The organism is Rhizobium sp. USDA 3886 (genome assembly GCF_056279785.1).
The window spans coordinates 1,326,057-1,350,631 of record NZ_JBWCDC010000003.1; the positions used below are offsets into that span (position 1 = coordinate 1,326,057).

General features: G+C 61.6%; 22 protein-coding genes and 1 pseudogene. 3 read left to right on the top strand and 20 right to left on the bottom strand.

What is annotated here, in order from left to right:
- Positions 1-25 precede the first annotated feature (25 nt).
- The 8 genes and pseudogenes from ACZ9BX_RS29280 to ACZ9BX_RS29315 all read right to left on the bottom strand — a co-directional run.
- Entirely contained in the window at positions 26-1,666 is a 1,641-nt protein-coding gene (locus ACZ9BX_RS29280) for a dihydroxyacetone kinase subunit DhaK (RefSeq protein ID WP_476221719.1), read from the bottom strand.
- Positions 1,667-1,716: 50 nt separating this feature from the next.
- Positions 1,717-2,724: an ABC transporter ATP-binding protein gene (locus ACZ9BX_RS29285; protein ID WP_476221720.1), complete on the bottom strand. Its 1,008-nt coding sequence runs from the start codon at positions 2,722-2,724 to the stop codon at positions 1,717-1,719.
- Complete coding sequence (locus ACZ9BX_RS29290; RefSeq protein ID WP_476221722.1) at positions 2,717-3,814, bottom strand: ABC transporter ATP-binding protein; 1,098 nt, start codon at positions 3,812-3,814, stop codon at positions 2,717-2,719. Before ACZ9BX_RS29290 ends, ACZ9BX_RS29285 begins: the two co-directional genes overlap by 8 nt.
- 3 nt (positions 3,815-3,817) lie before the next feature.
- Positions 3,818-4,030 carry a hypothetical protein gene (locus tag ACZ9BX_RS29295; RefSeq protein WP_027510920.1) on the bottom strand — a complete coding sequence of 71 codons (213 nt, stop codon included), beginning with the start codon at positions 4,028-4,030 and terminating at the stop codon, positions 3,818-3,820.
- Positions 4,027-4,980 (bottom strand): carbohydrate ABC transporter permease, encoded by a 954-nt coding sequence (locus ACZ9BX_RS29300; RefSeq protein WP_027510919.1) that lies wholly within the window; start codon positions 4,978-4,980, stop codon positions 4,027-4,029. The genes ACZ9BX_RS29295 and ACZ9BX_RS29300 overlap by 4 nt, the downstream gene beginning before the upstream one ends.
- Positions 4,977-5,942 (bottom strand): carbohydrate ABC transporter permease, encoded by a 966-nt coding sequence (locus ACZ9BX_RS29305; protein WP_476221724.1) that lies wholly within the window; start codon positions 5,940-5,942, stop codon positions 4,977-4,979. Before ACZ9BX_RS29305 ends, ACZ9BX_RS29300 begins: the two co-directional genes overlap by 4 nt.
- Before the next feature lie 101 nt (positions 5,943-6,043).
- Positions 6,044-7,369 (bottom strand): ABC transporter substrate-binding protein, encoded by a 1,326-nt coding sequence (locus ACZ9BX_RS29310; RefSeq protein ID WP_087002176.1) that lies wholly within the window; start codon positions 7,367-7,369, stop codon positions 6,044-6,046.
- Positions 7,370-7,623: 254 nt separating this feature from the next.
- Positions 7,624-7,881 (bottom strand): annotated as a pseudogene (locus ACZ9BX_RS29315) (ABC transporter permease); the annotation flags it as partial.
- A gap of 171 nt (positions 7,882-8,052) precedes the next feature.
- Here ACZ9BX_RS29315 and ACZ9BX_RS29320 point away from each other — a divergent pair.
- Together ACZ9BX_RS29320 and ACZ9BX_RS29325 are read left to right on the top strand one after the other, a co-directional pair.
- Complete coding sequence (locus ACZ9BX_RS29320) at positions 8,053-8,766, top strand: DUF6065 family protein (RefSeq protein WP_476221725.1); 714 nt, start codon at positions 8,053-8,055, stop codon at positions 8,764-8,766.
- A gap of 132 nt (positions 8,767-8,898) precedes the next feature.
- Entirely contained in the window at positions 8,899-9,240 is a 342-nt protein-coding gene (locus tag ACZ9BX_RS29325) for a hypothetical protein (RefSeq protein WP_476221727.1), read from the top strand.
- 39 nt (positions 9,241-9,279) lie between these two features.
- On the opposite strand, the gene ACZ9BX_RS29330 is transcribed toward ACZ9BX_RS29325, so the two are convergent.
- On the bottom strand, positions 9,280-10,065 hold the full coding sequence (locus ACZ9BX_RS29330) for an anti-sigma factor (RefSeq protein WP_476221728.1): 786 nt from the start codon (positions 10,063-10,065) through the stop codon (positions 9,280-9,282).
- The gene (locus ACZ9BX_RS29335) at positions 10,062-10,604 is read right to left on the bottom strand and encodes an RNA polymerase sigma factor (protein ID WP_476223078.1); all 543 of its coding nucleotides are present in this window, start codon (positions 10,602-10,604) and stop codon (positions 10,062-10,064) included. Before ACZ9BX_RS29335 ends, ACZ9BX_RS29330 begins: the two co-directional genes overlap by 4 nt.
- A gap of 139 nt (positions 10,605-10,743) precedes the next feature.
- Here ACZ9BX_RS29335 and ACZ9BX_RS29340 point away from each other — a divergent pair, with 139 nt between their 5' ends.
- The gene (locus ACZ9BX_RS29340) at positions 10,744-12,120 is read left to right on the top strand and encodes a S8 family serine peptidase (RefSeq protein ID WP_476221730.1); all 1,377 of its coding nucleotides are present in this window, start codon (positions 10,744-10,746) and stop codon (positions 12,118-12,120) included.
- A 13-nt stretch (positions 12,121-12,133) separates the two neighbouring features.
- On the opposite strand, the gene ACZ9BX_RS29345 is transcribed toward ACZ9BX_RS29340, so the two are convergent.
- The 10 genes from ACZ9BX_RS29345 to ACZ9BX_RS29390 form a co-directional block, all read right to left on the bottom strand.
- The gene (locus tag ACZ9BX_RS29345; RefSeq protein WP_476221732.1) at positions 12,134-13,246 is read right to left on the bottom strand and encodes an ABC transporter permease; all 1,113 of its coding nucleotides are present in this window, start codon (positions 13,244-13,246) and stop codon (positions 12,134-12,136) included.
- A gap of 1 nt (position 13,247) precedes the next feature.
- On the bottom strand, positions 13,248-14,372 hold the full coding sequence (locus tag ACZ9BX_RS29350; protein ID WP_476223079.1) for an ABC transporter permease: 1,125 nt from the start codon (positions 14,370-14,372) through the stop codon (positions 13,248-13,250).
- Between the two features lie 26 nt (positions 14,373-14,398).
- Positions 14,399-16,141 carry an ATP-binding cassette domain-containing protein gene (locus ACZ9BX_RS29355; protein ID WP_476221734.1) on the bottom strand — a complete coding sequence of 581 codons (1,743 nt, stop codon included), beginning with the start codon at positions 16,139-16,141 and terminating at the stop codon, positions 14,399-14,401.
- Positions 16,138-17,148 carry a secretion protein HlyD gene (gene hlyD, locus ACZ9BX_RS29360; RefSeq protein ID WP_476221735.1) on the bottom strand — a complete coding sequence of 337 codons (1,011 nt, stop codon included), beginning with the start codon at positions 17,146-17,148 and terminating at the stop codon, positions 16,138-16,140. Before hlyD ends, ACZ9BX_RS29355 begins: the two co-directional genes overlap by 4 nt.
- Positions 17,145-17,843, bottom strand: coding sequence for a CerR family C-terminal domain-containing protein (locus ACZ9BX_RS29365; protein ID WP_476221737.1), 699 nt, complete (start codon positions 17,841-17,843; stop codon positions 17,145-17,147). Before ACZ9BX_RS29365 ends, hlyD begins: the two co-directional genes overlap by 4 nt.
- A 702-nt stretch (positions 17,844-18,545) precedes the next feature.
- On the bottom strand, positions 18,546-19,328 hold the full coding sequence (locus ACZ9BX_RS29370) for a DUF899 domain-containing protein (RefSeq protein WP_476221739.1): 783 nt from the start codon (positions 19,326-19,328) through the stop codon (positions 18,546-18,548).
- 236 nt (positions 19,329-19,564) lie between these two features.
- Positions 19,565-21,796, bottom strand: a complete 2,232-nt coding sequence (locus tag ACZ9BX_RS29375) for an FAD-dependent oxidoreductase (RefSeq protein WP_476221740.1) — start codon at positions 21,794-21,796, stop codon at positions 19,565-19,567.
- The gene (locus ACZ9BX_RS29380) at positions 21,793-22,722 is read right to left on the bottom strand and encodes a MurR/RpiR family transcriptional regulator (RefSeq protein WP_476221742.1); all 930 of its coding nucleotides are present in this window, start codon (positions 22,720-22,722) and stop codon (positions 21,793-21,795) included. Before ACZ9BX_RS29380 ends, ACZ9BX_RS29375 begins: the two co-directional genes overlap by 4 nt.
- Positions 22,723-22,733: 11 nt before the next feature.
- Complete coding sequence (locus ACZ9BX_RS29385) at positions 22,734-23,624, bottom strand: carbohydrate ABC transporter permease (RefSeq protein ID WP_476221744.1); 891 nt, start codon at positions 23,622-23,624, stop codon at positions 22,734-22,736.
- Entirely contained in the window at positions 23,617-24,573 is a 957-nt protein-coding gene (locus tag ACZ9BX_RS29390; protein ID WP_476221746.1) for a carbohydrate ABC transporter permease, read from the bottom strand. The genes ACZ9BX_RS29385 and ACZ9BX_RS29390 overlap by 8 nt, the downstream gene beginning before the upstream one ends.
- Positions 24,574-24,575: the final 2 nt, after the last annotated feature.

Genomic DNA, 24,575 nt, shown 5'->3' on the forward strand with positions numbered 1-24,575 from the left:
ATATCCTCCCAACGGCGGCGCTTTCTCACACCATTGCTGCCGCGACCTCAAATGCACCTGCCACCGCGACGGCACCAGGATCCGGCACTCCCTCCAGATCCCTCTCGCCGACATAGGACGCGCGCCCGGCCTTTGCCTTCTTCATCGCCTTTGTCGACTCTGCACCTACCATTGCCGCCTTCGCTGCCGCCGCGACATTGCCGGACGCGAGGGCTGCGAGTGCCGGGGCAAGCGCATCGACCATCGTCCTGTCGCCGATCTCGGCTCCGCCATAGAACGTCATCCGATCGAGCCCGGCAAGGAGGGCTGCGGCGATATCAGCTTTTTCCGCCATTGCCTTGGCTGCGGCGGTAAAGAAGATCGACAGCAGCACGCCGCTTGATCCGCCCATGCTGATGCTCAGAATGTCGCCGACCGAAGCCAGCGTGGCAGCGGGCTCCTTCAGTGGCAGCATGTCGATGCGGGCAAGCACACTGCGGGCGCCGGTCGCAACCGTGGAGCCGGTATCGCCGTCGCCGACGCGGCCGTCCAAACGGTTAAGCTCGCCTTCGAGCGAGATCAGGTGCTCGCAGAGCGCGGTTATCAGGCGACGGCTCTGGCCGTCGTCGCTGATTGCGGCTGTTCCGTTCGGTTTGGCGCCTGTTTGAGGGGCTGCAACGATCTTGATCTCATGATGCTCGACTGCCGGCACCCAGGCATGGGGTTCGACCAGTGTCGTCAAAGCCGCCTCGCGGGCGCCATCCAGCCGGATCAACGAGAGCGAGAAACCGTTCATGTTGAGCGCCGTCATCATAGACGCCGGCCCGATAATCAGTTTGACGCGGCGTGAGAGGGACGACGAGAGGACGGCATTGGCGATCACGCTCATTTCGAGGGGCGGTACGGCGCCGAGATTGTTGATGAGCAGAGCATAGCTTGACGAATGGTTAACCTTCGGGGCAAGCCGTTCGGCCATTGTGGCCACGAGGTCTGCTACCGGTTGGAGCGCAATGCGCTCGGCGCCTGGTTCGCCATGGATGCCAAGGCCAAGCTCGCCTTCGTTGGCGCCGAGGCGTTCCTCCTGCAACTGGCCGGGGACGCTGCAGGTCGAAAGCGACATGCCAAGAGAGACGATGTCGGCTGCCGCCGAGGCGGCGTGTCCGGCCACTGTCTTCAGGTTCTCGCCGGCCTCGGCGTAATATCCAGCGATCTTGTGGATGAACAAGGTGCCGGCGACGCCGCGCGGCTGGTTGATATCCGCAATCGCGATGTCGTCGGCGACGATGACCATCTCGACGTCGAAACCCTCGCCGCGGGCCTTTTCCGCTGCGAGACCGAAATTCAACCGGTCGCCCGTGTAATTCTTCACAATCAGCAGAGTTCCCTTGGGGCCGGTAACGGCGCGGATCGCCGTCAGAACAGCGTCGACGCTTGGCGAGGCGAATATCTCGCCGGATACTGCTGCCGTCAGCATGCCCTTGCCGACGAAGCCCGCATGCGACGGTTCATGCCCGGCACCACCGCCGGAAATGATGGCCACTTTCGATTTGTCCCAGTCCGCGCGCAGGATCACTTTGATCTCCGGATATGTGTCGAGACGGGCGAGGCGGCCCGAACCGCTTGTTAAAAGCAGGCCGTCCAGGGCTTCGGTGACGATGTTTTCCCGGCGATTGAAGAAATGTTTCATTGATTGAGACCTGTCTGTTTTGCATGCCTGCTTCGGTTCAGTTTCTGCGGTTAAGCGAGCCGCTGTCCGCTCGCGTCGAAATAGAGCGGATCGCGGAGCGTAAGATTGATCCTGTCGCCCGGTCTGATTGCGAGATATGGATCCGCAAGTGTGACAAGCTTGTGATCGCGAACGCGGATATGCAGATGGTTCTGATCGCCCAGGTGTTCGATCCAGTCGACCTCGGCATTGGCATCCTTGCCGACGATGATGTCGAGGTGCTCGGTCCGTGCGCCAATTGTCTTCGTACCCTTAGGAGGGCTGCCGCCCGGTAGCAGATTGGCGGGCAGGAGATTGATATGCGGCTGACCGAGGCGGGCTGCGACATGAAGGCTGGCGGGATTGCCGTAGATTTCCCGAGGCGTTCCGACCTGCAGGAGCCTGCCTTCAGCAACGATGCCGATGCGGTCCGCCATCGTCATGGCCTCCACCTGGTCGTGGGTAACGTAAAGTAAGGTAGAACCCAGTTCCTTCTGGATGCGCTTGAGTTCCAGCCGAAGCTCTGACCGAAGTTTGGCGTCGAGAGACGAAAGCGGTTCGTCCATGAGGTAGATCGCGGGCTCACGCACCAGCGCCCGACCGATCGCGACCCGCTGCATCTCCCCACCGGAAAGACGGGTCGAGCGATTTTCCAGCTTGTGGTCGATCCTGACCATGCGCGCGATCTCGCGCACGCGCCGATCGATCTCATCAGTGCTGAGCTTCCGCACCGGCGCCTTCAAAGGGAAGGCAAGGTTCTCGTAGACCGTCATGTGCGGATAAAGCGAATATTGCTGGAAGACGAAAGCCACGTCGCGCTGGGCTGGGGCTTCGCCGGCGACGTTGCGGCCGCCGATCTCGATACGGCCGCTATCGGGCCGCTCCAGGCCGGCGATCAGACGAAGCGTCGTCGTCTTGCCGGCGCCGGTCGGTCCTAGGAGCACGACGAATTCGCCGTCGCGGATCGCAAGATCGAGGGCGCTGAGCGCCTGCGTGTCGCCGAAACGCTTGTTGAGGCCTTTAAGAACGACATCAGCCATGCAGGACCTCCGAATGGCGCGATGAAGCAACCGCGCGACCCGACCGGCAGTCGAAGAGCGCTAGATTGGCAGGGTTGAATTCGAGACCGACCGTTTCGCCGATGCGGAAGTTGCGGTTTGCCGGAACGCGGGCCTTGATCAGTCCGCTGCGGGTTTCGATCGCCACGATCTGATTTGTTCCGAGATACTCGCTGCCATAGACGGCACCGCGCAGGGTCGAGGCGTCGCTGAAGCGAATGTGCTCCGGCCGCACGCCAAGTGCCAGCTCGCCTACGGTCAGGTCCTGGTGAATCTCGGGAACGGCGACATCGACGCCATCGAGAGAGATGAATCGGTCGCCCTTCTGAAGGCCGGAGATAAAGCGCATGAAATTCATCGGCGGCGACCCGATGAAATCCGCGACGTACATCGTCGCGGGCTTGTTGTAGATCTCCTGCGGCGTCCCGAACTGCTCAATAACGCCATGGTTCATGACGGCGATCTTGTCGGCCATTGCCATCGCCTCGTGCTGATCATGGGTGACGTAGACCGTCGTCGCGTGGATGCGATTGTGCAATTCGCGAAGCTCATGAACCATGACCTCGCGGAACTCGGCATCGAGCGTGCCGAGCGGTTCGTCCATCAGGAAGCATTTCGGGCGGCGCACGATGGCGCGACCGAGCGCTACACGCTGGCGGTCGCCACCGGCAAGCCCGGAGACGGATCTGTTGAGAATATGGTCGATCTGCAGCAGGCGCGCGGTTTCCTCCACTCGGGCCTGAATTTCCGCCCTCGACATTCCTTGCGACAACAGCGGAAAGCCAATGTTCTTGCGCACGTTCATGTGCGGATAGAGCGCGAAGAGTTGAAAGACGAAGGCGATATCGCGGGCGCTGGCACGATTGAAAGTGACGTCCTCGCCGTCGAGATAAATCTTGCCGCTGGTCGGCAATTCCAGTCCCGCGATCATGCGAAGCGTGGTCGTCTTGCCGCAGCCGGACGGCCCAAGAAGCGCTAGGAACTCGCCGTCATGGACGACAAAGCTCGAATCCTCGACTGCGACGAAGCTGCCGAATTGCTTGCGGAGATGCTCAATTCTGATTTCCGCCATGGTTCACTCCGGGAATTTCGAGACAACGATGAACATCGCCGTTCCCGCAAGAAGCGTCACTAGCGAGTAGGTATAGAGCACCAACAGGAAGGGCTGGAACAGCATCAGGAAGCCCGCTGCGATCAGGACCGTGGCGATGTTTTCCATCGGCCCGCGCCGCAGGAAAAAAGGCCGTTTCGGACGGGCAGGGCGGGGCGTTTCGATCAGGTGCGTCATTTGCGGACCGCTCCGAAGGTGATGCCGCGCAGCAGCTGCTTGCGCAGGAGAATGGTGAAGACCAGGATCGGGATCAGGAAAATCGTAGTCCCCGCAGCGACGGCCGGCCAGTCCTGCCCCCCCTCGCCAATGATCGTAGGGATAAATGGCGGCGCGGTCTGCGCGCTGCCCGATGTCAGAAGTGCGGCGAAGGCATATTCGTTCCAGGCGAAGATCAGGCAGAAGATCGCGGTCGCAGCAATGCCGGTCGTTGCCTGCGGCAGGACGACCTTGCGGAAGGCCTGCAGCCGCGTGTAGCCGTCGATCATCGCAGCTTCCTCGTATTCGCGCGGGATTTCGTCGATGAAACCCTTGAGCAGCCAAACAGCCAGCGAAACGTTGACCGCGGTATAGAGCAGGATCATGCCCAATGCCGTGTCGGACAAGCCAAGCTCCCGGTACATCAGGTAGATCGGGATCGCGACGGCGATCGGCGGCATCATGCGCGTCGACAGGATGAAGAACAAAAGATCGTCGGCGAGTGGTACCCTGAAGCGGGAGAAGCCGTACGCGGCCAAGGTGCCGAGAAAGACCGCAAGGAATGTGGAGCCGAAGGCAATCACCAGCGAATTGACGAAACGCGGCAGGAAATTCGAGGGGCCGGCGATCACCATGTTGCGCTTGCGGGTCACCTCATCACAGGTGCCGGTCGGTGCGGGCAGGGAGGCAATATATTCCGGCGTCTGCCGCGTCCTCGTAGTCAGGAGATTGCAATAACCTTCGAGCGACGGCGCAAAGACGATCTTCGGCGGATAGCTGATGGAGTCCGGCGGCGACTTGATGCTGGTCAGGAAAATCCAGACGAGAGGGACGAGCGTGATCAGCGCATAGAGGATCACGATCGCGCCGGCGACCCGCTTACTGGCGAGGCTAGGCTCGACGACAGAATGGGCAGCGTTTGCGGAGCTCATCGTTGCTTCACCTTATTGAGGGCTTTGACGTAGATGTTGGCGAGGCCGAATACTGCGACGAAGAGAATAATCGCGAAGGCGGAAGCCCGGCCGGTTGCCCAGCTTTCGAAGGCTGCACGCTTCAGCGTGATCGAGGCGACCTCGGTGACCGAGCCAGGCCCGCCGCCGGTCAGCAGCGTCACCATGTCGAACATCTTGAAGTTCTCGATGCCGCGGAAGAGGACGGCGAGCATGATGAAGGGCAGGGCCATCGGCACGGTGATCGACCAGAACTGGCGCCAAGCCGATGCCCGGTCAACTTCGGCCGCTTCGTAGATGTAGTCGGGGATCGAGCGCAGGCCGGCGAGGCAGATCAGCATCACATAGGGGGTCCACATCCAAGTATCGACGATGATGATCGCCCAGGGCGCCAGTGAGACGTCACCGAGCATCCGGATATCCGATGTCGGAATGCCGCTAAGCCACGAAACCGCATAAGCGAAGAGACCGATCTGCGGTTCGTAGAGAAAACGCCAGAAATTGCCGACGACGGCGGGAGACAGCATCATCGGGATCAGGATGATGGTCGTCCAGAAGGCGTGGCCGCGAAATTTGCGGTCGATCAGATAAGCGAGCGTGAAGCCGATTACCGTCTGCAGGACGATCGTCCAGAAGACGAAATGCGCCGTGGTCTGCATCGCCTGCCAGATGTCCGGATCGGTGAGGACGCGCTCATAATTTCGCAAGCCCACGCCTTCAACAGCAGCATTCGGCCGGTTGGCACGATAATTCGTAAAGGAAAGATAGATTGCCCAGATGAGCGGGAAAATGTTGATGGCAAGCAACAGCGTGATGGCGGGAGCGATAAACACCCAAGCGATTGCCCTGTCCGACAGACCGCGGACGCGTCTGGCAACAGATACCGGCGTTGACCTTGCTGTTGCATCCGCTGCCTGCTCGACAATGGAATTGGAAATATTCAAGATGTCACCCGGTCTTTGTGTATGTGAGACATCCGGCGGCCAGGCTCCTTTGCCGATCCGAGCCGCCATTCTGACAAGGATGTCGCGTGTCCAGATGGACACTAGATCTTGCCGTCGTCCTTGAAGACCTCGGTCCAATCCTCCACCAATCCGTCAAGCGCTTCCTGCGCGGTTCCGTTGCCGGCAACGACGTAGTTGTGAACGCGTTTCTGCATGTCCTGGAGAAGGGTGGCGTAGCTTGGTTCGGCCCAGAAGTCCTTGACGATAGCCATGGAGTCCAGGAAGGCTTGAGCGTAGGGTTGGCTTGTGGCGAAGCCCGGCGCCTTGACGACCGAATTCAAGCAGGAGAAGCCGCCAAGTTCCCACCACTTGGCCTGCACGTCAGGCTGGGCGAACCACTTGATGTATTGCAGCGCGGCGTCCTTCTTGTCGGAATAGGAAACGACAGAGATGCCCTGGCCGCCGAGCTGGGCAAAATGCGCCTTCTCGGCCGGATTGGGGAAGAAGCCGATCTTGTCGCCGCCGACCTTCTCGTCCTTGTAGAGGCCGGGCCAGGTGAAGGCGAAGTTCATCTGCATCGCGACCTGACCGGATTTGAAGGCGTCAGCAGATTCGACCATATAGACGTTGGAGCTGCCGGGCGGCGTGCAGCAGTCATAAAGCGACTTGTAGAACTCCAGGCCTTTGATCGCGTCGGCCGAGTTGACGATCCCCTCCATCTCGTACGGCTTCTTCGGGTCCTCGTATTGGAAGCCCCAAGAGTAGAGGACGTTGGTCACGCCCATGGTAATGCCTTCCGAACCGCGCTCGGTGTAGATCGAAGCGCCGTAGACGGTCTTTCCGTCGATCTCGCGCTTCTGGAAGAATTCGGCGACCTGCTTCAACTGATCATAAGTCTTCGGCGCGGCGAGATCCCAGCCATATTTCTCCTTGAATTCTGTCTTCAGCTCCGGCCTTTCGAACCAGTCCTTTCGATAGGTCCAACCGACGACGTCACCCATTGCCGGAAGCGCCCAGTAGTTCGGGGTGTTCTTCGGCCATTCGGAATAGCCGACGACCGTTGCCGGCACGAAGTCATCCATCTTGATGCCTTCCTTGTCGAAGAAGTCGTTCAGCTTGACATAATGGCCGTTTTCCGCCGAACCGCCGATCCACTGGCTGTCGCCGATGATCAGGTCGCAGAGCTTGCCATGAGAGTTGAGTTCGTTGAGAAAGCGGTCGGCATAGTTCGTCCACGGGACGAACTCGAACTTCATCGTCGTCCCGGTCTTTGCGGTGAAGTCCTTCGACAGTTCCACGAGCGCATTGGCCGGGTCCCACGCGGCCCAGCAGAGCGTCAGTTCATCGGCTTTCGCAAGATTGGGCAATGCCGACGACAGCATAAGTGCCGAGGCGAGCCCGAGAAGGGCTTTCGATTTCTTCTGCATAAGTTCCTCCCAGAACCAAAGGCCGGCTCCCCACCGGCGTCGCAAGTTCACCCACTTCTAAAGAATGCTCACATGAACTCCTCAATCATCATGTTTAGCAATGTGTTTAGTAGAACGCATTTTTATAAACAATGCAAGCGACGATGTTGCTGCGGCGCCCGTAGCTTTGAACGTGACGGATCGAGGGATCTCGTCTCTGCAAATCGAGGAAAGGTCGCAGACGCTATTCCAGCGTTTCGCGAGGCAGCTTTGCGTCACTCGAACCTTCTGCGAAACAGCCATGAAGCAGCGCTCAGGGTTGCAACTGCGATCGCAAAGCGGTCCCGTCTGGTGCTATAGCTCGACAAGGGGACTATCCTTGAGGAAGATGCCGTTCACGATCGCTAGGAAGTAGCGCAGCCGGTTGATCAGCGTGACCGGTTGCAGCCAGTCGGGCATATTCTCATCGGCGCCGCGAAGCCGGAAAGAAGCATGGCGGGCACCATGAACCGGAAGGCGCCGACGATCGCCTGCATTGGCTCTGCCATGGTCGGTCTGGGCGCTGCGGCGATCTCGCTTGCCTTCGACGCTGCCGCGTGCGGCTTCAGCCGGCACGGCTGGAATCCGATAGCGTCGTCGCCACTTTGCGGGGAATAAAGTCGGCCTTGTCCCGTTCTTCCTGATCATTGGACCGGAGAACGAACATGTTTCATTTTCGACAGAAAGACCCCAACAAGATCCGCTTCCTCTGCCAGCCGGAGGATATCGAGGTCATTGCGCCACCCGTGCCCGCCAAGTCGGTTCTGCCGGAGTGGTATCGCAAGTTGCCGGTGGTCGATGCCAAGCACCAGTCGACCACCGATAGCGGTCTGACCATCAAACGATGCATGCCGTTTCTCGACGCGATGATGACCGGCTGGATCTTACCGCTAGCAGCGACGGTACGTCTTGAGATCAAGGAGGACGGTAAAAGCGTCGAGGCGGGCTGGGAGTTCGACCGGGCCATGGTCAGCAATCACGGCGTCCATCAGGTTGCGGGCAATCCGAAGGAGCCGAGCCCGCCCTGCAAGTTTCATAATTACTGGTCGATCCGCACGCCACCTGGATGGAGTTGCCTCTTCCTACCGCCGCTCAACCGGCCAGCGCAGCCTTTCGAATGCGTGGCAGGCATCGTCGATACCGACACCTACACGGCTCATATCCACTTTCCGTTTTTTGCGACGGCGCCCGATGGACTCTATGTTATCGAGAAGGGAACGCCGCTTGTGCAGGTGATCCCGTTTCGCCGTGATGGCGCGGCGATCAAGGCGGAAATTCGCGGCGAAACCGGGCAAGAGGCAATGACCCGTCAAACAATCTACCGGAATACCATTGCTGGCCACGGCTGGTATCGCAAGCGCGCACGGGCTGCCCGCTGAAACTTAAGCAAGCGCACAACAGAACGGGGGCTGGATAGTCCGGCCCCCGTTCCTCATCCTGCGCTGCATCAACGCCAGGAACGCCAATCGCGACGCGAATAATACGAGCCATCAGAACCGTCCGAGCTCGAATTGGAAGAACTGTTCGAAGAGGAATTCGAAGAGCGGTTCGATGATGAGTTCGAGTTCGAATTCGATGAACTGTTCGAAGACGAGTTGGAGCTCGAGTTGCTCGATGAGTTCGAACTCGAATTTGACGAGCTGTTACCGGCGACGACGATTGCGCCGTCGCTGTGGCTGCTCGACTGTTTCCCGGCGTCGGGCAGTATCGTCGTGTACTCCTTGGCCTGTACGGCAGCAGAGCCTGCCAGTGCCGCGACGCCGGCGACGAGGGCCGTGCTTAGTTTCCAGGGCTTTTTCATGCCAGTTACTCCTTTTGAAAACAGGACCGGCTGCTCCGGTCCGGCAGAGTAACGGGCGGCACGTGGTTTTATTCCCGACTTCCGAGCGCTTTTACTTTTGCGCCTCGTCACGGATTTCGGCGAGGGCCTTAGCCTCTTCGGACGCCTCGATCGGCGGGTTGGCATCAATGGCTGAAAGGTAGGCTTCGAGCGCATCTGTGGATGAAGCCGGCGCATAGCCGCCACTAGCACCGGCAGCAGCCACTGCGAAGGTCGCGCGCCATTGCGCGCCGGACCGGCAGGCGACCGAAACCACGGTCGAGCGATCGGGCGAATCGACTTCGAACTCGCGGCAAAGCACTTGCGCATTGTCGCGGAAGGTTGCGATTGCCCGGAAACGCTGGTTGGAACCGGTCAATCGCCGCTCCTGGCCTGAAACAACCGTTGCCAGAGCTTCGTTAAGCGTGGAGGCGCTGACCCCGGCAACGTGGAGACCGTTTGAGGCAGGCTCTTCAGACTGCGCCAGCCAATACCCGCCCAATCCACCGAGAACGGCGGCAAGCGACGCGGCGATCGGGGTGAACCAGCGGCGCGCGACGACCCGATCGTTCGCTGCACGTCGCCGGAATGGCAATACGGATGCCGCCCGCTGATCGGCGGCTTTCTTTTTTGCGACCAGCGCTTCGATTGCCTGGGTCAGCTCCGCCGGAACCGGCTCGTCCAAAAGCGGCTTCAGCGCCGTCCGTGCCGCCGCGCGTGTCTCCAGGAAAAATGCCACGCGGGGGACGAGCTCATCATCGGTCTCCATGGCACGTTCAATCTCGGCTGCCGTCTTAGGATCAAGTTCGCCATCGGCGAAGCGCATCAGTGTCTCATCGGAGAAATCCGTCTTGGTCATGCCTTGGCCTCTTTCGTCTCCTCAGAACGGGTCGTCTCCGTCGTTATTCCAGCAGCGTCGGCGAGATTTTTTCGCGCTCGGGCCAGACGGCTCATGACCGTTCCGATTGGAATGGCGAGCATATCGGCTGTCTCGCGGTAGGAGAGCTCTTCGACGCAGACGAGGATGAGCACCTCGCGCTGTTCGTCGGGAAGATCAGCAATCGCTTCAGCGACGCTTTTGAGCGTCAACGTCGCTTCGACAACGCGCTCGCCGGAAGAGCCTGCGATGTCCTGACGCTCTGAAATATCCTCCTGGATACCGGCCGTCTTCTGCCTGCGGACATGGTCGATCCACAGATTGCGGAGAATGCGGAACATCCAGGCATCGAAGCGCGTACCGGGTTCGAAGCGTTCTGTGTTGGCAAGCGCGCGCTCGCAGGCCATCTGCACGAGGTCGTCGGCGACGTCGCGCGATCCACACAGCGATATTGCAAATCGCCGCATGTTCGGCAGAAAGGCGATCAGTTGGTCTTCAACGCTCTCCCTCTGCTCGGTCATGGTCGACAGGCTCTTTTCTTGATCGGAATAACGCGCGGTAGAGCGCGTTTTCTGGCAATCTATCGTCATTGCCGAGTCACTCCAAGTGATTTGGCTCGGGCCAATAGGCAACCCCGCATCCATTGAGGAGGTATGGAAAATGCGCAAATGGTTACCGCTGTTCGAACCAAGGACCAAGGGACGCCTTCTTTTGGCTCTTTTACTTTCCGGCGGCCTGGCGCTTTCTGACGGCTGGCCTGCGGCCGAACTGGTAGGCAAAGGATCCGCTTTTGCCGATGACGATGATGGCGGTGATGATGGTGATGACGATGATGGTGGCGGAGGAGGCTTTGGAGGGAACTCCGATTCAGGTGGCAGGAGCCTTTTTCGGATGTTCGGCAATGCACCGCGTGCCCCGCGGCGCGCGCGGTCGGTTGCCGCTTTGCCGATCCAGGACCCCGACGAAATCGTTGGTTCGGGTTTTACTGCGCCGCAGCTCGACCAGCTATCGGCAGCGGGCTTCGAAATCATCGAGCGGCAAGCGCTCTCCGCTTTCAATACAGAAGTGGTGAAGCTGCGCATTCCGTCCCGTCTTGCACTCAATGCTGCGCGCGAGCTGGTCGCCACCTTGGCGCCGCAAGCCGTGATCGACTTCAATCATTACTATCGGCCGGAGCAGAGCACCAACCCACGCTGCGGCAAGGCCGATTGCCTCGCGCGTACCGTTGTAGGCTGGCCAGCGGAGCGGGAAGGATCGGGAATTTGCGCAAGTGGGGTTCGCATCGGACTGGTCGATACCGCGGTTAACTCCGATCACAACGTTTTTGCCGGCAGCAGCATCGAAACCATCCGGCTCACCGACGATACCCTGCCGGATTCGGGGCAGCAGCACGGCACGGCTGTCGCAGCGCTTCTTGTTGGAGCCGCGACGAGCCGGACGCCGGGCCTGGTACCGGGAGCGACGCTAATCGCCGTTGATGCATTTTATCGGGCGCGACGTCAGGACGATCGCTCGGAGGCCTATAATCTCGCACGTGCGTTGGGCTTGCTGGCCGAGCGTGAGGTCGATGTCATCAATCTGAGCCTTGCCGGCCCCGCCAACTTGCTGCTCGAAGAGGCTGTGCGGAGGGTGACCGAACGCGGCATCATCATCGTTGCCGCCGTCGGCAATGACGGCCCTAGGTCCGAACCAACCTATCCCGCGGCCTATGAGGAGGTTGTTGCTGTTACCGCAATCGACCGGAACAAGAACCCTTATAGACGCGCGGGGCGTGGTCAGCACATCGACTTGGCAGCCCCTGGTGTCGCGGTCTGGACTGCGGCATCCGTCAGCGGCGGGCGCACGAAAACCGGTACCTCTTTCGCGGCGCCCTTCGTCACTGCGGCAGCCGCGCGGATGAAAGCCGCAAGTCCTGATCTTGCCCCCGAGCGCATTCGCGATGCGCTGACGCGAAGCGCGGAAGATCTCGGCGAACCCGGCAAGGACCCAATCTTCGGATGGGGCCTCCTGAATGCGCGCACGCTGTGCGGGGCCTGAGAGGGTAAGATGATCACTCGAGCCTTCTGCGAAAGAGCCATGAGGCAGCACTTAGGGTTCCGACCGCGATCACGCAAAGCGGCCACGTCTGGTGCCACACCTCCATGAGGGGAATGTCCTTGAGGAAGATGCCCTTCACGATCACCAGGAAGTAGCGCAGCGGGTTGATCAACGTGACCGGCTGCAGCCAGTCGGGCATATTCTCGATCGGTGTCGCGAAGCCGGAAAGAAGCATGGCCGGCACCATGAACAGGAAGGCGCCGAGGATCGCCTGCTGCTGCGTCATCGACAAGGCGGAGATGAAGAGCCCCAGACCGGCAACGGAGGCGAGATAGAAGAGCGAGCTGCCGTAAAGGAGCAGCGGCGAGCCGCGCAGCGGCACGCCGAAGATGAAGATCGCTGCCAGGATATAGACCGTCATGTGAAAAAGCCCGATCATCATCGGCGGGATGAGCTTGCCGATCAGGATCTCATGGGTGCGAAGCGGCGAGACCATCAACTGGTCGAAGGTTCCAAGCTCGCGTTCGCGGGCGATCGAAAGTGCGGTGACGATGAGCCCGATGAGCAGTGCGATGCTCGCGATCAGGTTCGGCACCATGAACCATTGGAAGATCAGGTTGGGATTGAACCAGTTGCGCGGCACTGTCGTGACGGAGCGGGCACCTCCACGTATGCCTGCTGGGGTCTCGGCGGACAATGCTGCGACGATCTGCGTGATGTATCCCGAGACGATCTGCGAGGCATTGGAGCGCCGGCCGTCGAGGATGACCTGCAGATCGGCCGGTTCGCCGGCTTCGATCTTGCGGGAGAAATCGGCGCCGATTTCGATTGCGGCGGTTACCGTCTGGCGATCGATTGCATCCCGCACGGCGGCTGGCGTGCGGGCGATGACAACCTGGCGGAATGTCGGCGAGCCCTCGATGCGCTGCACGAGTTCCTGCCCCCAGTAGCCGCTGTCGCGGTTGATGAGCATCACGTCGACATTTCGAACCTCGAGCGTCGCCGCATAGGAAAAGACCAGCAACTGCACGATCGGCGGGCCGACCAGAATGAGGCGGCTCTTCGGGTCGCGGAGAACCGCCAGCAGTTCCTTGACGATGAGTGCTTTCAATCGGGTCCACCACATATCAGGCAATCCTCTTTCTGGTGCTGCGCGCGGCAAGCAGGAAAAGGACGGATCCGATCAGAAACATCACGAGGATCGCATGGAGGAACATCGGCCAGATATCGCCGGCCAGGAAAACCGTCTGCAGGCTGGGGATCAGATAGCGCGCCGGCACGATGAAGGTGATCCACTGGATCACCGTCGGCATCGAATTGATCTCGAAGAGAAAACCCGACAGCAGGAAAGCGGGAAGGAAGGCCGTAATCAGCGCCAGCTGCGAGGCAAGGAACTGGTTCTTGGTGACGGCCGAGATCAGCAGGCCCTGCCCGAGGGCCGGCATGAGGAAAACTGCAGACAGGGCATAGAGCGCGAGGACGGAGCCGCGAAACGGAACGCCGAACAGAAAGACGGCGAGCAGCACGCAAAGCGTCATCGATGTCAGGCCGAGCACGAAATAGGGGAGGATTTTACCGGCGAGCAGCTCGGCGGCCGTCACCGGCGTTGCCATCATCGCTTCCATCGTGCCCCGCTCCCACTCGCGGGCAACGACAAGCGACGTCAAAAGCGTTCCGACCAATGTCATGACAATTGCGATCGACCCCGGCACCAGAAACGACCGGCTGGTTAGTTCCGGATTGAACCAGAAGCGCTGCTCCACGGAAATCGGCGGCCCGCCTGCGGCCAGTTCGGACTGCTGCTGCAGCTGCCAGTTGGCGACGGCGCCCTGGACATAGTTCTGGACGAAATTGGCGGTGTTAGGATCGGAACCGTCGACGATCACCTGGACCTGCGGCCGGTTGCCTGCTGCATAATTCCGGGTGAAATCCGCCGGGATGACGATGATGCCGCGGATGCGGGCAAGCACCAGGTCCTCTTCGAAAAGCCGCCTGTCGCGGCCGGTCGTCACCGAAAAATAGCGGGATGCCTGGAAGCTTGCGGCCAAATCATTCGTCAGCGGTGTTGCTTCCTCGATCGCCAAGCCGACCCGCGTCCGCGTCGTGTCCAGCGAGACGCCGTAACCGAAGAGAAAGAGCAGGATGAGCGGCAGCACAAATGCAATCAGAATGCTGCTCGGATCACGTATGACCTGAAAGCTCTCCTTGCGAACCAGGGCCGCGAAACGGCGGGTTCGGCTGGAGCGGGACATCGCATCCGTTGCGGGGAGGGGAGCCGTCATGCCGCAACGCTTTCCTGCGAGGCTTGCACCAGCGCGATAAATGCGTCCTCCATCGTCGGATCGGGATTGTCGGCATTTGCAAACCGCGCCTTCAGCTTATCCGGAGAACCGAGTGCGATCGAACGGCCGCGATAGATCAGCGAAATGCGATCGCAATATTCGGCCTCGTCCATGAAGTGCGTGGTGACGAGGACGGTGACGCCCTTTTCGACGAGCCCGTTGATATGTGTCCAGAATTCGCGGCGCGTAATCGGATCGACGCCTGAAGTGGGTTCGTCGAGAAAGAGCGCTTCAGGCTCGTGCATGACGGCGCAGGCAAGCGCCAGCCGCTGTTTGAGCCCGAGCGGCAGATCCTTTGCGGACATCGCAAGACGCGACCCAAGATCGAAAATCGACGTCATCAACTGCGTCCGCTCGCGCTTGCGCACGCCTCTCAGGCCATAAACGCCGGCAAAGAAATCGAGATTCTGCGCCACGCTGAGGTCGCCGTAGAGCGAGAACTTCTGCGCCATGTAGCCGAGACGGTTGCGTGCCTCGGCCGCATCGCGCCGCAGATCGAAGCCGGCCACCCGGCCTTCGCCGCTTGTCGGTTTCAAAAGTCCGCAGAGCATCTTGAATGTCGTTGATTTGCCCGCGCCGTTCGGCCCAAGCAGTCCGAATATCTGCCCGCGCGGGATGTCGAAGGTGATGTCGTCGGCCGCCGTGAAGTCGCCGAAGCGCTTGGTAAGACCCTTCGCCTCGATAACAGGCCTGTCGTCATTGCGCGCCAGCGGCTCCTGCGCTTCGGCAAGCCTCGACCGGCCGCCCGGCCCTCCGCCCAGCATGTCGACGAAAGCGTCTTCGAAACGCGGCTCGGCGGGGGTTATTTTCGCTGTGCCAGCTGCCGTAAAGCGACCGTCGTGGCCTGTTGCGGTAACCAGCCTGATTGCCTCACCTTGGATAACACCGTCGACAACGCCGTCTTCGTCTAGGAGCTTTGCAAGCAATTGACGGCGCCGTCCCGAAACACCGGTCAACCGAAAGACGCGGTCTTTGACCCGGCCGGTCAGATCCTTCGGTTCGCCGGAAAAAAGCAGCTTGCCCTCATTCATCAGCAAAACGCGGTCGCAGGCCTCCGCCTCGTCGAGATAGGCCGTCGACCAGACGACGCCGATGCCTTCCGCCGTCAAATTCTCGACCATCTTCCAGAGATCGCGCCGGGAAATCGGATCGACGCCCACCCCGGGTTCGTCGAGGAGCAGAAGGCGAGGCTTCTTTAAAAGCGCGCAGGCAAGGCCGAGCTTCTGCTTCATGCCACCCGAAAGGTTTCCGGCAAGACGTCCGGTAAAGCGCTTCAGGTCCGTAAAGGTCAGAAGTTCATCATAGGTCGCCGCCCGTTCACTCTTCGGCAGTCCGCGCAGATCGGCGTAGAGATCGAGGTTTTCCTGGACCGACAAATCTTCATAAAGCCCGAAGCGCTGGGGCATGTAGCCGATGGCGGCCTGAATGTCGGCTGCTCGATCGCGCGTTTCGAAACCCAGCACCTCGACAGTGCCGTTTTCCGGAAGCATGAGACCGGTCATCAGGCGGATAAGCGTGGTCTTGCCCGCACCATCGGGCCCGACGAGACCCGTGATCTTGCCGCCGTCGATCGACGCTGAAATCGCATCGAGTGCCGGTTTCGCCTCGCCGAAACGCTTCGTCACGCCCTTCAGGTGAACGAGCTCGGCGGTATCGCGCGGTTTTTCCGGAGCACTCATTTTTCCGCTGCCTGCAATGATGGAAAGCGCAGCGTCACCGGCATGCCCTGGCGAAGATCCGGTCCGGGTTTTTCGATGACGACGCGCAAGCGATAGACGAGGTCGGTGCGAAGTTCCGGCGTTTCGACAGATTTCGGCGTGAATTCCGCAACCGGGGAAATGAAGCCGATGGTGCCGTCATAGGGCTGATCCGGTTTGGTATCGGACGTGACCTTGACTTTCATGCCTGGATGAATCCGGCCGAGTTCCGTCTCTGCGACATAACTGCGTATCCAGACGGGTTCCGTCAGCGACAACACATAGACGGCATCGGCGGATGATACGATCGCACCGGGCTCCTTGATCCGTGACAGGATAATCCCGTCGTTCGGTGCGCGTAGCTCCGTATCGCCAAGTGAGGTACGCGCCGTCGAAAGCGTTGCTTCGGCCGCTTTCAACTGGGCCGCCGCCGCAGCGATGTCTTCAGTACGGCTGCCTTCCTTCAGCAAGGCGAGCGCCTGATTTGCGGATTCGGCACGGGCCGCAGCCATTGCTCTTGCAGCCGTCGCCTGATCGAGACCAGCTTGAGAAACCGTACCCTGTGGCCGCAGTTGGCGGGCGCGATCATAGGCAAGGTTGGCATTCTCCAGGTCAGCAAGGCTTTCGTTGTAGGAAGCGCTTGCCTGCGCGATCTCTGCCGGCCGCGGACCGGCCTTGAGTTTGTCGAGCGTGGCACGCAGCGCAGCAACATTTGCCTCGGCCGAGCGGACCGCATAGTCGTAAGGCTCGTTATCCAGCCGCGCCAGAACGGCGCCGCGCTTTACGAAATCACCTTCGTCGACGTGCGCTTCCTCGATCCGGCCGTTGACCCGAAAAGCGAGCGAAACCTGGCGGATATCGACATTGCCGTAGAGCGTTAACTGTCTCTCGCTTTGCTGCGCCCAGCCGAGCCTGGACGGCATATCGTACCACCAACCAGCCGCGGCTGCGCCGGCAAGAAGGATCGTAACCGGGATGATCTTGTTCATTCTCGTTCTCCTTTCGCCGGTTCGAGCACGGCGACAAGGTTGCGTGCATGGGCCTGCAGCTTTGCGATCTGCTCTTCGCCGATGGCGTCCCATTCCATCTGCGCGAGCACGGCGGCATTCGCCATCCGGAAAACCAGAAGACTGCCGACGAAGGACAGGCTGCGCAGGCGCACGTTTTCGGAGGCGGGATCGTCTTTCAGGATAGCTCCGATCAGCCGCCGTCCCATATTGATCATCGGCCCCATGATGCCGGCATAGACCCTTTCGAAAGCCGCCGTCGGCTCCAGCTGCTCTCGGATGATGAAACGGGCCCAGGCCTCCGATTCTCGGCTGACAAAGAGGACCACCATCATCTCGACGATCTCTGTCAGAAAGAGGCGCGCCTGCGAGGCATTAAGCGGCATATTCGCTTCATCGAGTTCCGCAAGATGACGGCCGACGCGGTGCCGTATCTCGGCGACATGTCCCGCGACAACGCCGGCCAGATATTCTGCGGTTGCGATGTAAAGCCCCTCCTTGCCGCCGAAGTAGTAAGGGATGGCCTGCAGGTTGACGCCTGCCGCATCGGCAAGCTTGCGCGTGCTGGCGCCATCGAAGCCGTAGCGGCCAAACACGTCGAGTGCCGCTGCAAGCAGTTTTTCGCGGGTGGCGTCGCTTCGGGATGTGTCGCCTTTGGAGTTACCGATCTCTTTCATCAGCGCGATTATGCACGGTTCTGGATGTTCAGTCAATCGAATGAATTAAAGGTGGCGATACCCTAAATACCGGCACCGTCTGAAAGGGTGAATCGGCATCGAAAGTGTGCGCCGAAAGGGTCGAAGTTCGGTGCTTATTCACATGCCACGGGCGTAACGAATCTGTCCGGAAACTCATGCACTTCGGCGGTTTATTAGCCGGACGCCCGTACCACACAGGCTTGCTCGATGACTCATGGGCACGTTAGTAAGGATTGGGCAGGGCTTTCTGTTCCGCTTTGCCTGGCAATGGCGGCACCGGCGCTGGTCCTGATGAAACAGCCTGCCTCCTTGCCCGAGGAGCCGATTGCTCCGGTCGCAGCGGCCGGGCCTTCCGACCATGGCGAAGGTCGCGTTTGGCGAGGGTCTGTTCAACGACGCCAGGCTGTCGCACGACGGTGGTTGCCTGCAGCTCCTGTCACAGGCTCGAGCTCAGCGGCGACGACAGCCAGGCCCCGCTCCATGGCAGCGGACGCGACGTGTTTCCTTGCCTCTTGGCAAGGCCTCAAAACGGTTTGCATACGCGTAGTCTAATTTGCTTTCGCGCCCGGCCCGCCAAGGAAGTTGCATTGGTTGCGGACCGGTGCGACGGATCTTCGCGCTGCACGGAGACGGCCCCTCAGACCAACCGCCGCCCATCGGATTGACTGGAACGGGTCCGGCTCACGGCTTCGTGTTCGGATGCTGGTTCCGGAACGCCGCCTCTCCAGCGTCCGACACCTCGACCCACGTCTTGTCGGGCGCTGCGTCCGCGACGTAGCTGTCGTGCCAGTTCCACCACTTGTAGGTCGGGGTCTGAGGATAGCCCTGGGGCGAGTCCTCCCAGACTTCCTGCCGGCCCAGCGGCGTGATGTCGAGGTAGTTCCAGGTGCCTCCCATCTGCTCGTCGCCGCGGTTGTTGATGAAGTAGGTGCGGAATACGCGCTCGCCATCACGGTAGAACACGTTCGTGCCGTGCCACTCGTCCACGCCGAAGTCGGCGTCGAAGCTGTCCGTGATGGTGAACCACGGTATCTCCCAGCCCATCCGCGCCTTCAGCCGCGCGATGTCGGCCTGAGGCGCACGCGAGACGAAGACGAGAGTGGTGTCGCGGGCGTTGAGGTGGGCAAGATGGGCGACCTGGTCGGCCACCATGGAGCAGCCCCGGCAGGCGTGGTCTGGCCAGCCGAACACCCCCGGCTCAAAGAAGGCGCGGTAGACGATCAGCTGACGCCGGTCGTCGAACAGGTCGAGCAGGCTCGCCTTGCCCGCAGGCCCCTCGAACGTATATGCCTTATCCACGGTCATCCATGGCATTCGCCGGCGCTCTGCGGCCAGGGCGTCACGGGCGCGGGTCTGGGCCTTTTCCTTCACGAGCAGCTGCTGGCGGGCCGCCTCCCACGCCTGCGGCGACACGACCGGCGGTGTGTGCATGATAGACTGTCCGTTCTTTGCTGATGTCGTCATGGCTGCTGAAACCTCCTGGTTTGGGTGAATTCCCGCGCCTCGTGGCTGAGGCGCGATTCCATCCGCTGCTCATCGCTCGTTGTTGTCTGTGAGATAGTGTGGCACCGGAAAGCGAACAGTGGGAGTAACAAGTGTGGCGGCATTTCGATGGAGGCGCTGACTACGACCGTAGCGTCACGCGATAGGTCGTCTCTTCGCGGCGGGCCTCCCAGGTTGGCCAACCAGCCTGTGCCGCCTCACGCCCCGTAAGCACGCACCGCGACCACATGCGCCTCGGCCGCGCCGTTTGTCGCGGTGACCGTCAGGCGGAGCGCCGACGCGTTTGCCGGCTCGTCGAGCCGATGCGTCCGATGCCGCCGCCGGTTCCCCGTCACTTCTGCCACCGTCCGCCAGCCTCCACCCGAGAGGATCTCGACCCGATAGTTGCGGACGAGGCTCGGCAGTACATCGAAGGGCGTACTGTGGTGATGCAGGTTGATAAGGTCCTCCTCGACTTCATCGTCGAAGATAAGGGAGATCTCGCCCACCCGCCGCGGCTCGGCCCAGTCGAGCCTGAGCCAGGGCGTGGGATCGCTGGAAAGCGGCTCGGAAAGCCACATGTTCGGCCCGCCATAAGGCCGCGCATAGCCGCCGATCACTTGGCCAGCCTCGTAGATATCAGTCAACTCTGGAAGGCGGAAGCAGAGGCCTTGCCGGTGAAGCACCTGCTTCCATGGCCGGAACTGCTCGGCGAATGCCTCGTCGGGCTCCGGCGCGCGGTGGCGGAAATAGATTACGCCCGTGACGGCCCGCTCCGCCGTATGGAGCGTGAGAGCCTGGTTCGCGCCGAAGACGAGGAAGGCGTTCTGCGGTCCTGCCGGCCGCCAGTCGATGGCCAAGGTGACCCACTGTCGCTCGCCCGCTTCGATCATGACCGTCCGACGGTCGACCAGCTTGAGCGGCAGATAGTTCTGCGGCAGATCAGGGTCGTGGACCTCGACCACGAGTGCTGTCGCCTCCGCTGCGTCGACCAGCACCTCGATCGCTGCGAGGCTCGGCCTGACCGGAACGACCATGCCAAGTGCGGCGTCGAGCCGGCAGCGGCCTGCCGGCTCCTCGACGGCGATCCGGCGGAGCGTCGAGGAGGCCGTGACCGCAGCCACACGTGCGAGATCGTCCGGATCGGTGTTCTCCGTGCCGAGAAGCGAGGCGTCCGCCCGGATGAGCGCGTTCCTGACCCGTGGGAAGGCGGCATGGCCGAGATCGCGCGGCATGAGCCCTGTGCGGGCCCCGATCGCAGCGGCGACCCCCGCCGCCTCGCCCTCGATGGCACAGGTTGCCATGACGCGCGTCGAGCCGAAGGCAACGTGGCTCGCGCTGATGTTGCGCCCTGCCATCCAGAGATTGCCGACGTTGATCGAATAGAGGCAGCGGAGCGGAATATGGTAGTTGCCGTTCGGATGCCAGTGCCGCGATCCGCGCTCGGTCGTGTAGACCCCGCCCGGCGGGTGGAGGTCGATCGACCAGCCGCCGAATCCGATCCTGTCCTCGAAGAGGACCTGGCCGAGCACGTCGTGCTGGGTCAGCGTGTAGTCACCTACGAAGCGGCGATATTCACGCTTGCCCGGAACCGAGCCGATCCATTCGAGCGTCAGATCCTCGGCGTCGAAGCGGCCGGAATTCTTGATGTAGTCCCAGATTCCGTAGACAACGGCCTGGAGTTCGTCGCGGATCCTTTCGTTGTCGTGGACGACGTCGAACTCGCCGCCCCATTCGATCCACCAGAAGGCGCAGCCGTTCATGTCAGCGCGGATCACCCGGTGCTCGGGGATCCCGGCCGCGACGATGTCGCGGGCGAAGGAGGGTGGCACGAACTTGGTCGGGTGGCCGGCGTCCTTGGAATAGAAGAGGATCGTGCTCCCGAGCGTGTTGTCATCGGGCACTTCGGGCGCCCAGGATTCCTGAAATTCCGACCGCGCCTCCCGCCCCATGCGGAAGCGGGCGCCGGCGAGCGCGCCAACAAGGCCGTCGCCGCTGCAATCGATGAATTGGTCGCCGGTGAAGGTGATCACCGTCTCCGAGCCCATCTGCCAGCCGGTGGCGGAGCGGATCATCTTCGCCTCGTCCGGCCCCGCCACCTCGACCTCACGCATGTCCGTGTTGAGGAAGAGCTTGATGTTCGGCTCCGCGCGGACCGCCTCCAGCACGACGAGATCCCAGTAGTAGGGATTGCCGTCGGGATTGCGGAACTGGTTTTCGACGAAGAGCTCGCCCATGATCCCGGTCTCGCGGGCGAAATGCTGGCTGCCGTGTGCTGTTGCTCCGCATACCCAGACCCGCACTTCGCTCGAAGAATTGCCGCCGAGTACCGGCCGATTCTGGACGAGGGCGACTTCGGCGCCTTGCCGCGCCGCGCCGATCGCGGCGCAGACGCCCGCGAGCCCGCCACCGATCACCGTGACGTTGCTCTTGACCGATCGTGTCTTCATCGCCGTTTCTCGCCGTCGGTGCTGCCGCTGGCCGAAGGCTCGCCTCCGACCGGATGCACCGGCCCATAGGGATTGAAGGCGGTCATGTGCTTCGGCACACGCTGCGCGACCAGCACAAAGAGCAGGCCGGCCGTTAGCGTGTCGCTCGCCCGCCCGGCGAAGAACTCGGTCCAGTTCTCACCATTGCGAGTGCCGGTATAGAGCGCGATCGCCGCGGTCTTGGCGATCTTCGACTGCGGCTCGCCGGTGATTGCAACGGTGAGTGCGCCCCGCTCGCCCGAAAGGCGCAGGAAGTCGATCCCGGTCGGCTCCTGCCCAGCTCGCGACACAGCAACCGCGACATCGCCCGGTGCCAGCAGCCCGGCGCCGATGCGCGAGGCCTGGTTGCCGTCGTGGAACCAGACGGGAATGCCGATTCTGAGGAGCCGGATCGAGAGCTCCTGCGCGGGGATGGCGTCGCCCCACTCGCCGTAGATGTGCACCCGGTGTGCGGCCGCGATCGCCTCGGCGACCTTGGTGATCGCTTCGAGATCGATCTCGGCGAGCGCGTTCCTGAGAGCGTTCGCCGCCGCGCCGGCAAGTACGCGGAGCACTTGGTCAGGCCTGTCGTTAGGCCGGATTGCCGAGCCGATATCGCTCTCCCAGGAGGATTGCGCGGCGCGCCCATGCTCCATGGCGATGGCCGTCCGGAGTGCCGGATAACCGTCGAAGCCGAGCTGTTCGGCAAGCCGTGTGACCGTCGCGGGCGACGTCTTTGCGGCTTCCGCGAGCCAGGTGATCGAGGAGCCCGCGACCTTTTCCGGCGAGGCGAGGATGATCTCGGCGACGCGCCGCGCAGCGCCCCGGCACTCGGGCATTGCATCGACGATCTGCTGGAGCGGATTGGCCTTTCCGGCACGGCTTGCGGCGGTTGATGGGTGGTCCATGGGAATTCACTCTATTTCAGGCCGCTATGGGTCATCGCGGCGACGAAGCGGCGTTGCAGGAAGATGAAGACGATGAGGATCGGAAGGATCGAAACGACGGAGGCGGCCATGGAAAGCCCGGGATCGATCTGGCCCTGCTCGTCGGTGAAGTTGGTGAGGCTCAAGGGTAGCGTATAGACGTCCGGATTGGAGATGAGGACCAGCGGCGCCTCATAGTCGTTCCACGACCAGACGAAAGCGAGGATGCCAAGCGCACTGAGGACAGGTGCCGCCATCGGCAGGTAGATCCGCCTGAAGATTTGCCACTCGCTCGCTCCGTCGATCCGCGCCGCCTCGGCGAAGTCGCGCGGCTGGCTCACGAAGAACTGTCGCATGAGGAACGTGCCGAAGACCGTGAACATGCCGGGCAGGATCAGGGACCAGAGCGTGTCGTAGAGCCCTAGCTTCTGAAAATAGATGAACCTTGGCACCAGGAGGAGCTGGGCGGGAATGGTCGCGGTTGCGAGATAGAGGAGAAAGATGAACTCACGTGCGCGAAAGCGGATCATTGCGAACGCGTAGCCCGCCATGGAGGCGGTGACGAGTTCGCCCGTGACCCGGAGCGCTGCGACGAAAAGCGAGTTGAGGAAAGCCAGGACGACCGAGTGCTCGCCCGCCAGCACCTCCACGTAGTTCCGCCACTGGACCGGATCGGGAATCCACTCCATCGGAACGCGGTAGGCGTCGACGCTCTGCTTGAGCGAGGTCGAGATCATCCAGGCGAAGGGCGCGAGGAAGAGAAGCGCCAGCGCCCAAAGCCCGATCCCCCAGAGCCATCGGTTCAGAAGTCGGCGGCGCTCGCGCGCACTGCGCAAGACGCCTAGCCGGGACCGCGCTGGCGTAGAATGCGTGACCTCACTCATAGAGCGCCTGTCCTTTCTGCGCCCGCCACGTGATGAGCGTCAGCACGAGCACGCCGGCGAAGGTTGCAAGCCCGATCGCCGAGGCATAGCCGAAGCGGTAAAACTGGAAGCCGTTCTGGTACATGTAATAGGAGAGCGTGGTCGTGGAGTCGCCCGGTCCGCCTTGGGTGATGAGCGCGATGAGGCCAAAGCCCTGTGACGCGCCGATGAAGAGTGTGACAAGAAGGAACACGGTCGTCGACATGAGCGCCGGCCAGGTGATGACGCGGAACTTCGCCCACGCCCCGGCTCCGTCCATCTCTGCCGCTTCGTAGAGATGGGTCGGCGCATCCTGGAGCGCCGAAAGGAAGATGAGTGCCGCATAGCCGACGCTGCTCCAGACCGCCATCAGGATGAGGGCCGGCAGCGCCCAGTAGGATGAGGCGAACCAGGCGGGAAGCTGTTCCAGACCCAAGACGGTGAGAGCTTGGTTCACCAGGCCAGCCCTCGGATTCATCAACATGAGCCAGGTCGTCCCGATCGCCACCACGTTGACGATGTAGGGAAGGAAAAAGATCGCGCGGAGCGCGGAACGGCCTGGAAGGTCGCGGTTTAGCGCAAGAGCAAGCGCGAGCCCGAATGCGACAGTCAGCGGCACGCTCACGCCGGCATAGACGAAGGTCAGGATCAGCGCGTTCCAGAAGCCCGGGTCGCGCGCGAGATTGACGAAGTTTTCGAGCCCTATGAACCGGACTCCCTCGACGCCTGAAACGAGGTTCCAGTCGGTGAAGGCGAGAACCACCACTGAGACGAGGGGGATGACGGTGAAGGCGATGACGCCGATGAGGTTTGGCGCGAGGAACGCGAGGCCGGTCCAGCCGCCGGGCTGCAATCGGCTCCGGCGGAGTCGGCCTTCCGCCTCAGGCGCAGCGATAGCGGTGAGCCTGTCGCTCACATGGGTCGAAACCATGG

Excerpts from the sequence above, each read along its gene's own strand:
- ACZ9BX_RS29280 (WP_476221719.1), bottom strand. The coding sequence starts at position 1,666 with ATGAAACATTTCTTCAATCGCCGGGAAAACATCGTCACCGAAGCCCTG.
- ACZ9BX_RS29285 (WP_476221720.1), bottom strand. The coding sequence starts at position 2,724 with ATGGCTGATGTCGTTCTTAAAGGCCTCAACAAGCGTTTCGGCGACACG.
- ACZ9BX_RS29290 (WP_476221722.1), bottom strand. The coding sequence starts at position 3,814 with ATGGCGGAAATCAGAATTGAGCATCTCCGCAAGCAATTCGGCAGCTTC.
- ACZ9BX_RS29295 (WP_027510920.1), bottom strand. The coding sequence starts at position 4,030 with ATGACGCACCTGATCGAAACGCCCCGCCCTGCCCGTCCGAAACGGCCT.
- ACZ9BX_RS29300 (WP_027510919.1), bottom strand. The coding sequence starts at position 4,980 with ATGAGCTCCGCAAACGCTGCCCATTCTGTCGTCGAGCCTAGCCTCGCC.
- ACZ9BX_RS29310 (WP_087002176.1), bottom strand. The coding sequence starts at position 7,369 with ATGCAGAAGAAATCGAAAGCCCTTCTCGGGCTCGCCTCGGCACTTATG.
- ACZ9BX_RS29320 (WP_476221725.1), top strand. The coding sequence starts at position 8,053 with ATGTTTCATTTTCGACAGAAAGACCCCAACAAGATCCGCTTCCTCTGC.
- ACZ9BX_RS29330 (WP_476221728.1), bottom strand. The coding sequence starts at position 10,065 with ATGACCAAGACGGATTTCTCCGATGAGACACTGATGCGCTTCGCCGAT.
- ACZ9BX_RS29335 (WP_476223078.1), bottom strand. The coding sequence starts at position 10,604 with ATGACCGAGCAGAGGGAGAGCGTTGAAGACCAACTGATCGCCTTTCTG.
- ACZ9BX_RS29340 (WP_476221730.1), top strand. The coding sequence starts at position 10,744 with ATGCGCAAATGGTTACCGCTGTTCGAACCAAGGACCAAGGGACGCCTT.
- ACZ9BX_RS29345 (WP_476221732.1), bottom strand. The coding sequence starts at position 13,246 with ATGTGGTGGACCCGATTGAAAGCACTCATCGTCAAGGAACTGCTGGCG.
- ACZ9BX_RS29350 (WP_476223079.1), bottom strand. The coding sequence starts at position 14,372 with ATGTCCCGCTCCAGCCGAACCCGCCGTTTCGCGGCCCTGGTTCGCAAG.
- ACZ9BX_RS29355 (WP_476221734.1), bottom strand. The coding sequence starts at position 16,141 with ATGAGTGCTCCGGAAAAACCGCGCGATACCGCCGAGCTCGTTCACCTG.
- hlyD (WP_476221735.1), bottom strand. The coding sequence starts at position 17,148 with ATGAACAAGATCATCCCGGTTACGATCCTTCTTGCCGGCGCAGCCGCG.
- ACZ9BX_RS29365 (WP_476221737.1), bottom strand. The coding sequence starts at position 17,843 with ATGAAAGAGATCGGTAACTCCAAAGGCGACACATCCCGAAGCGACGCC.
- ACZ9BX_RS29370 (WP_476221739.1), bottom strand. The coding sequence starts at position 19,328 with ATGACGACATCAGCAAAGAACGGACAGTCTATCATGCACACACCGCCG.
- ACZ9BX_RS29375 (WP_476221740.1), bottom strand. The coding sequence starts at position 21,796 with ATGAAGACACGATCGGTCAAGAGCAACGTCACGGTGATCGGTGGCGGG.
- ACZ9BX_RS29380 (WP_476221742.1), bottom strand. The coding sequence starts at position 22,722 with ATGGACCACCCATCAACCGCCGCAAGCCGTGCCGGAAAGGCCAATCCG.
- ACZ9BX_RS29385 (WP_476221744.1), bottom strand. The coding sequence starts at position 23,624 with ATGAGTGAGGTCACGCATTCTACGCCAGCGCGGTCCCGGCTAGGCGTC.
- ACZ9BX_RS29390 (WP_476221746.1), bottom strand. The coding sequence starts at position 24,573 with ATGGTTTCGACCCATGTGAGCGACAGGCTCACCGCTATCGCTGCGCCT.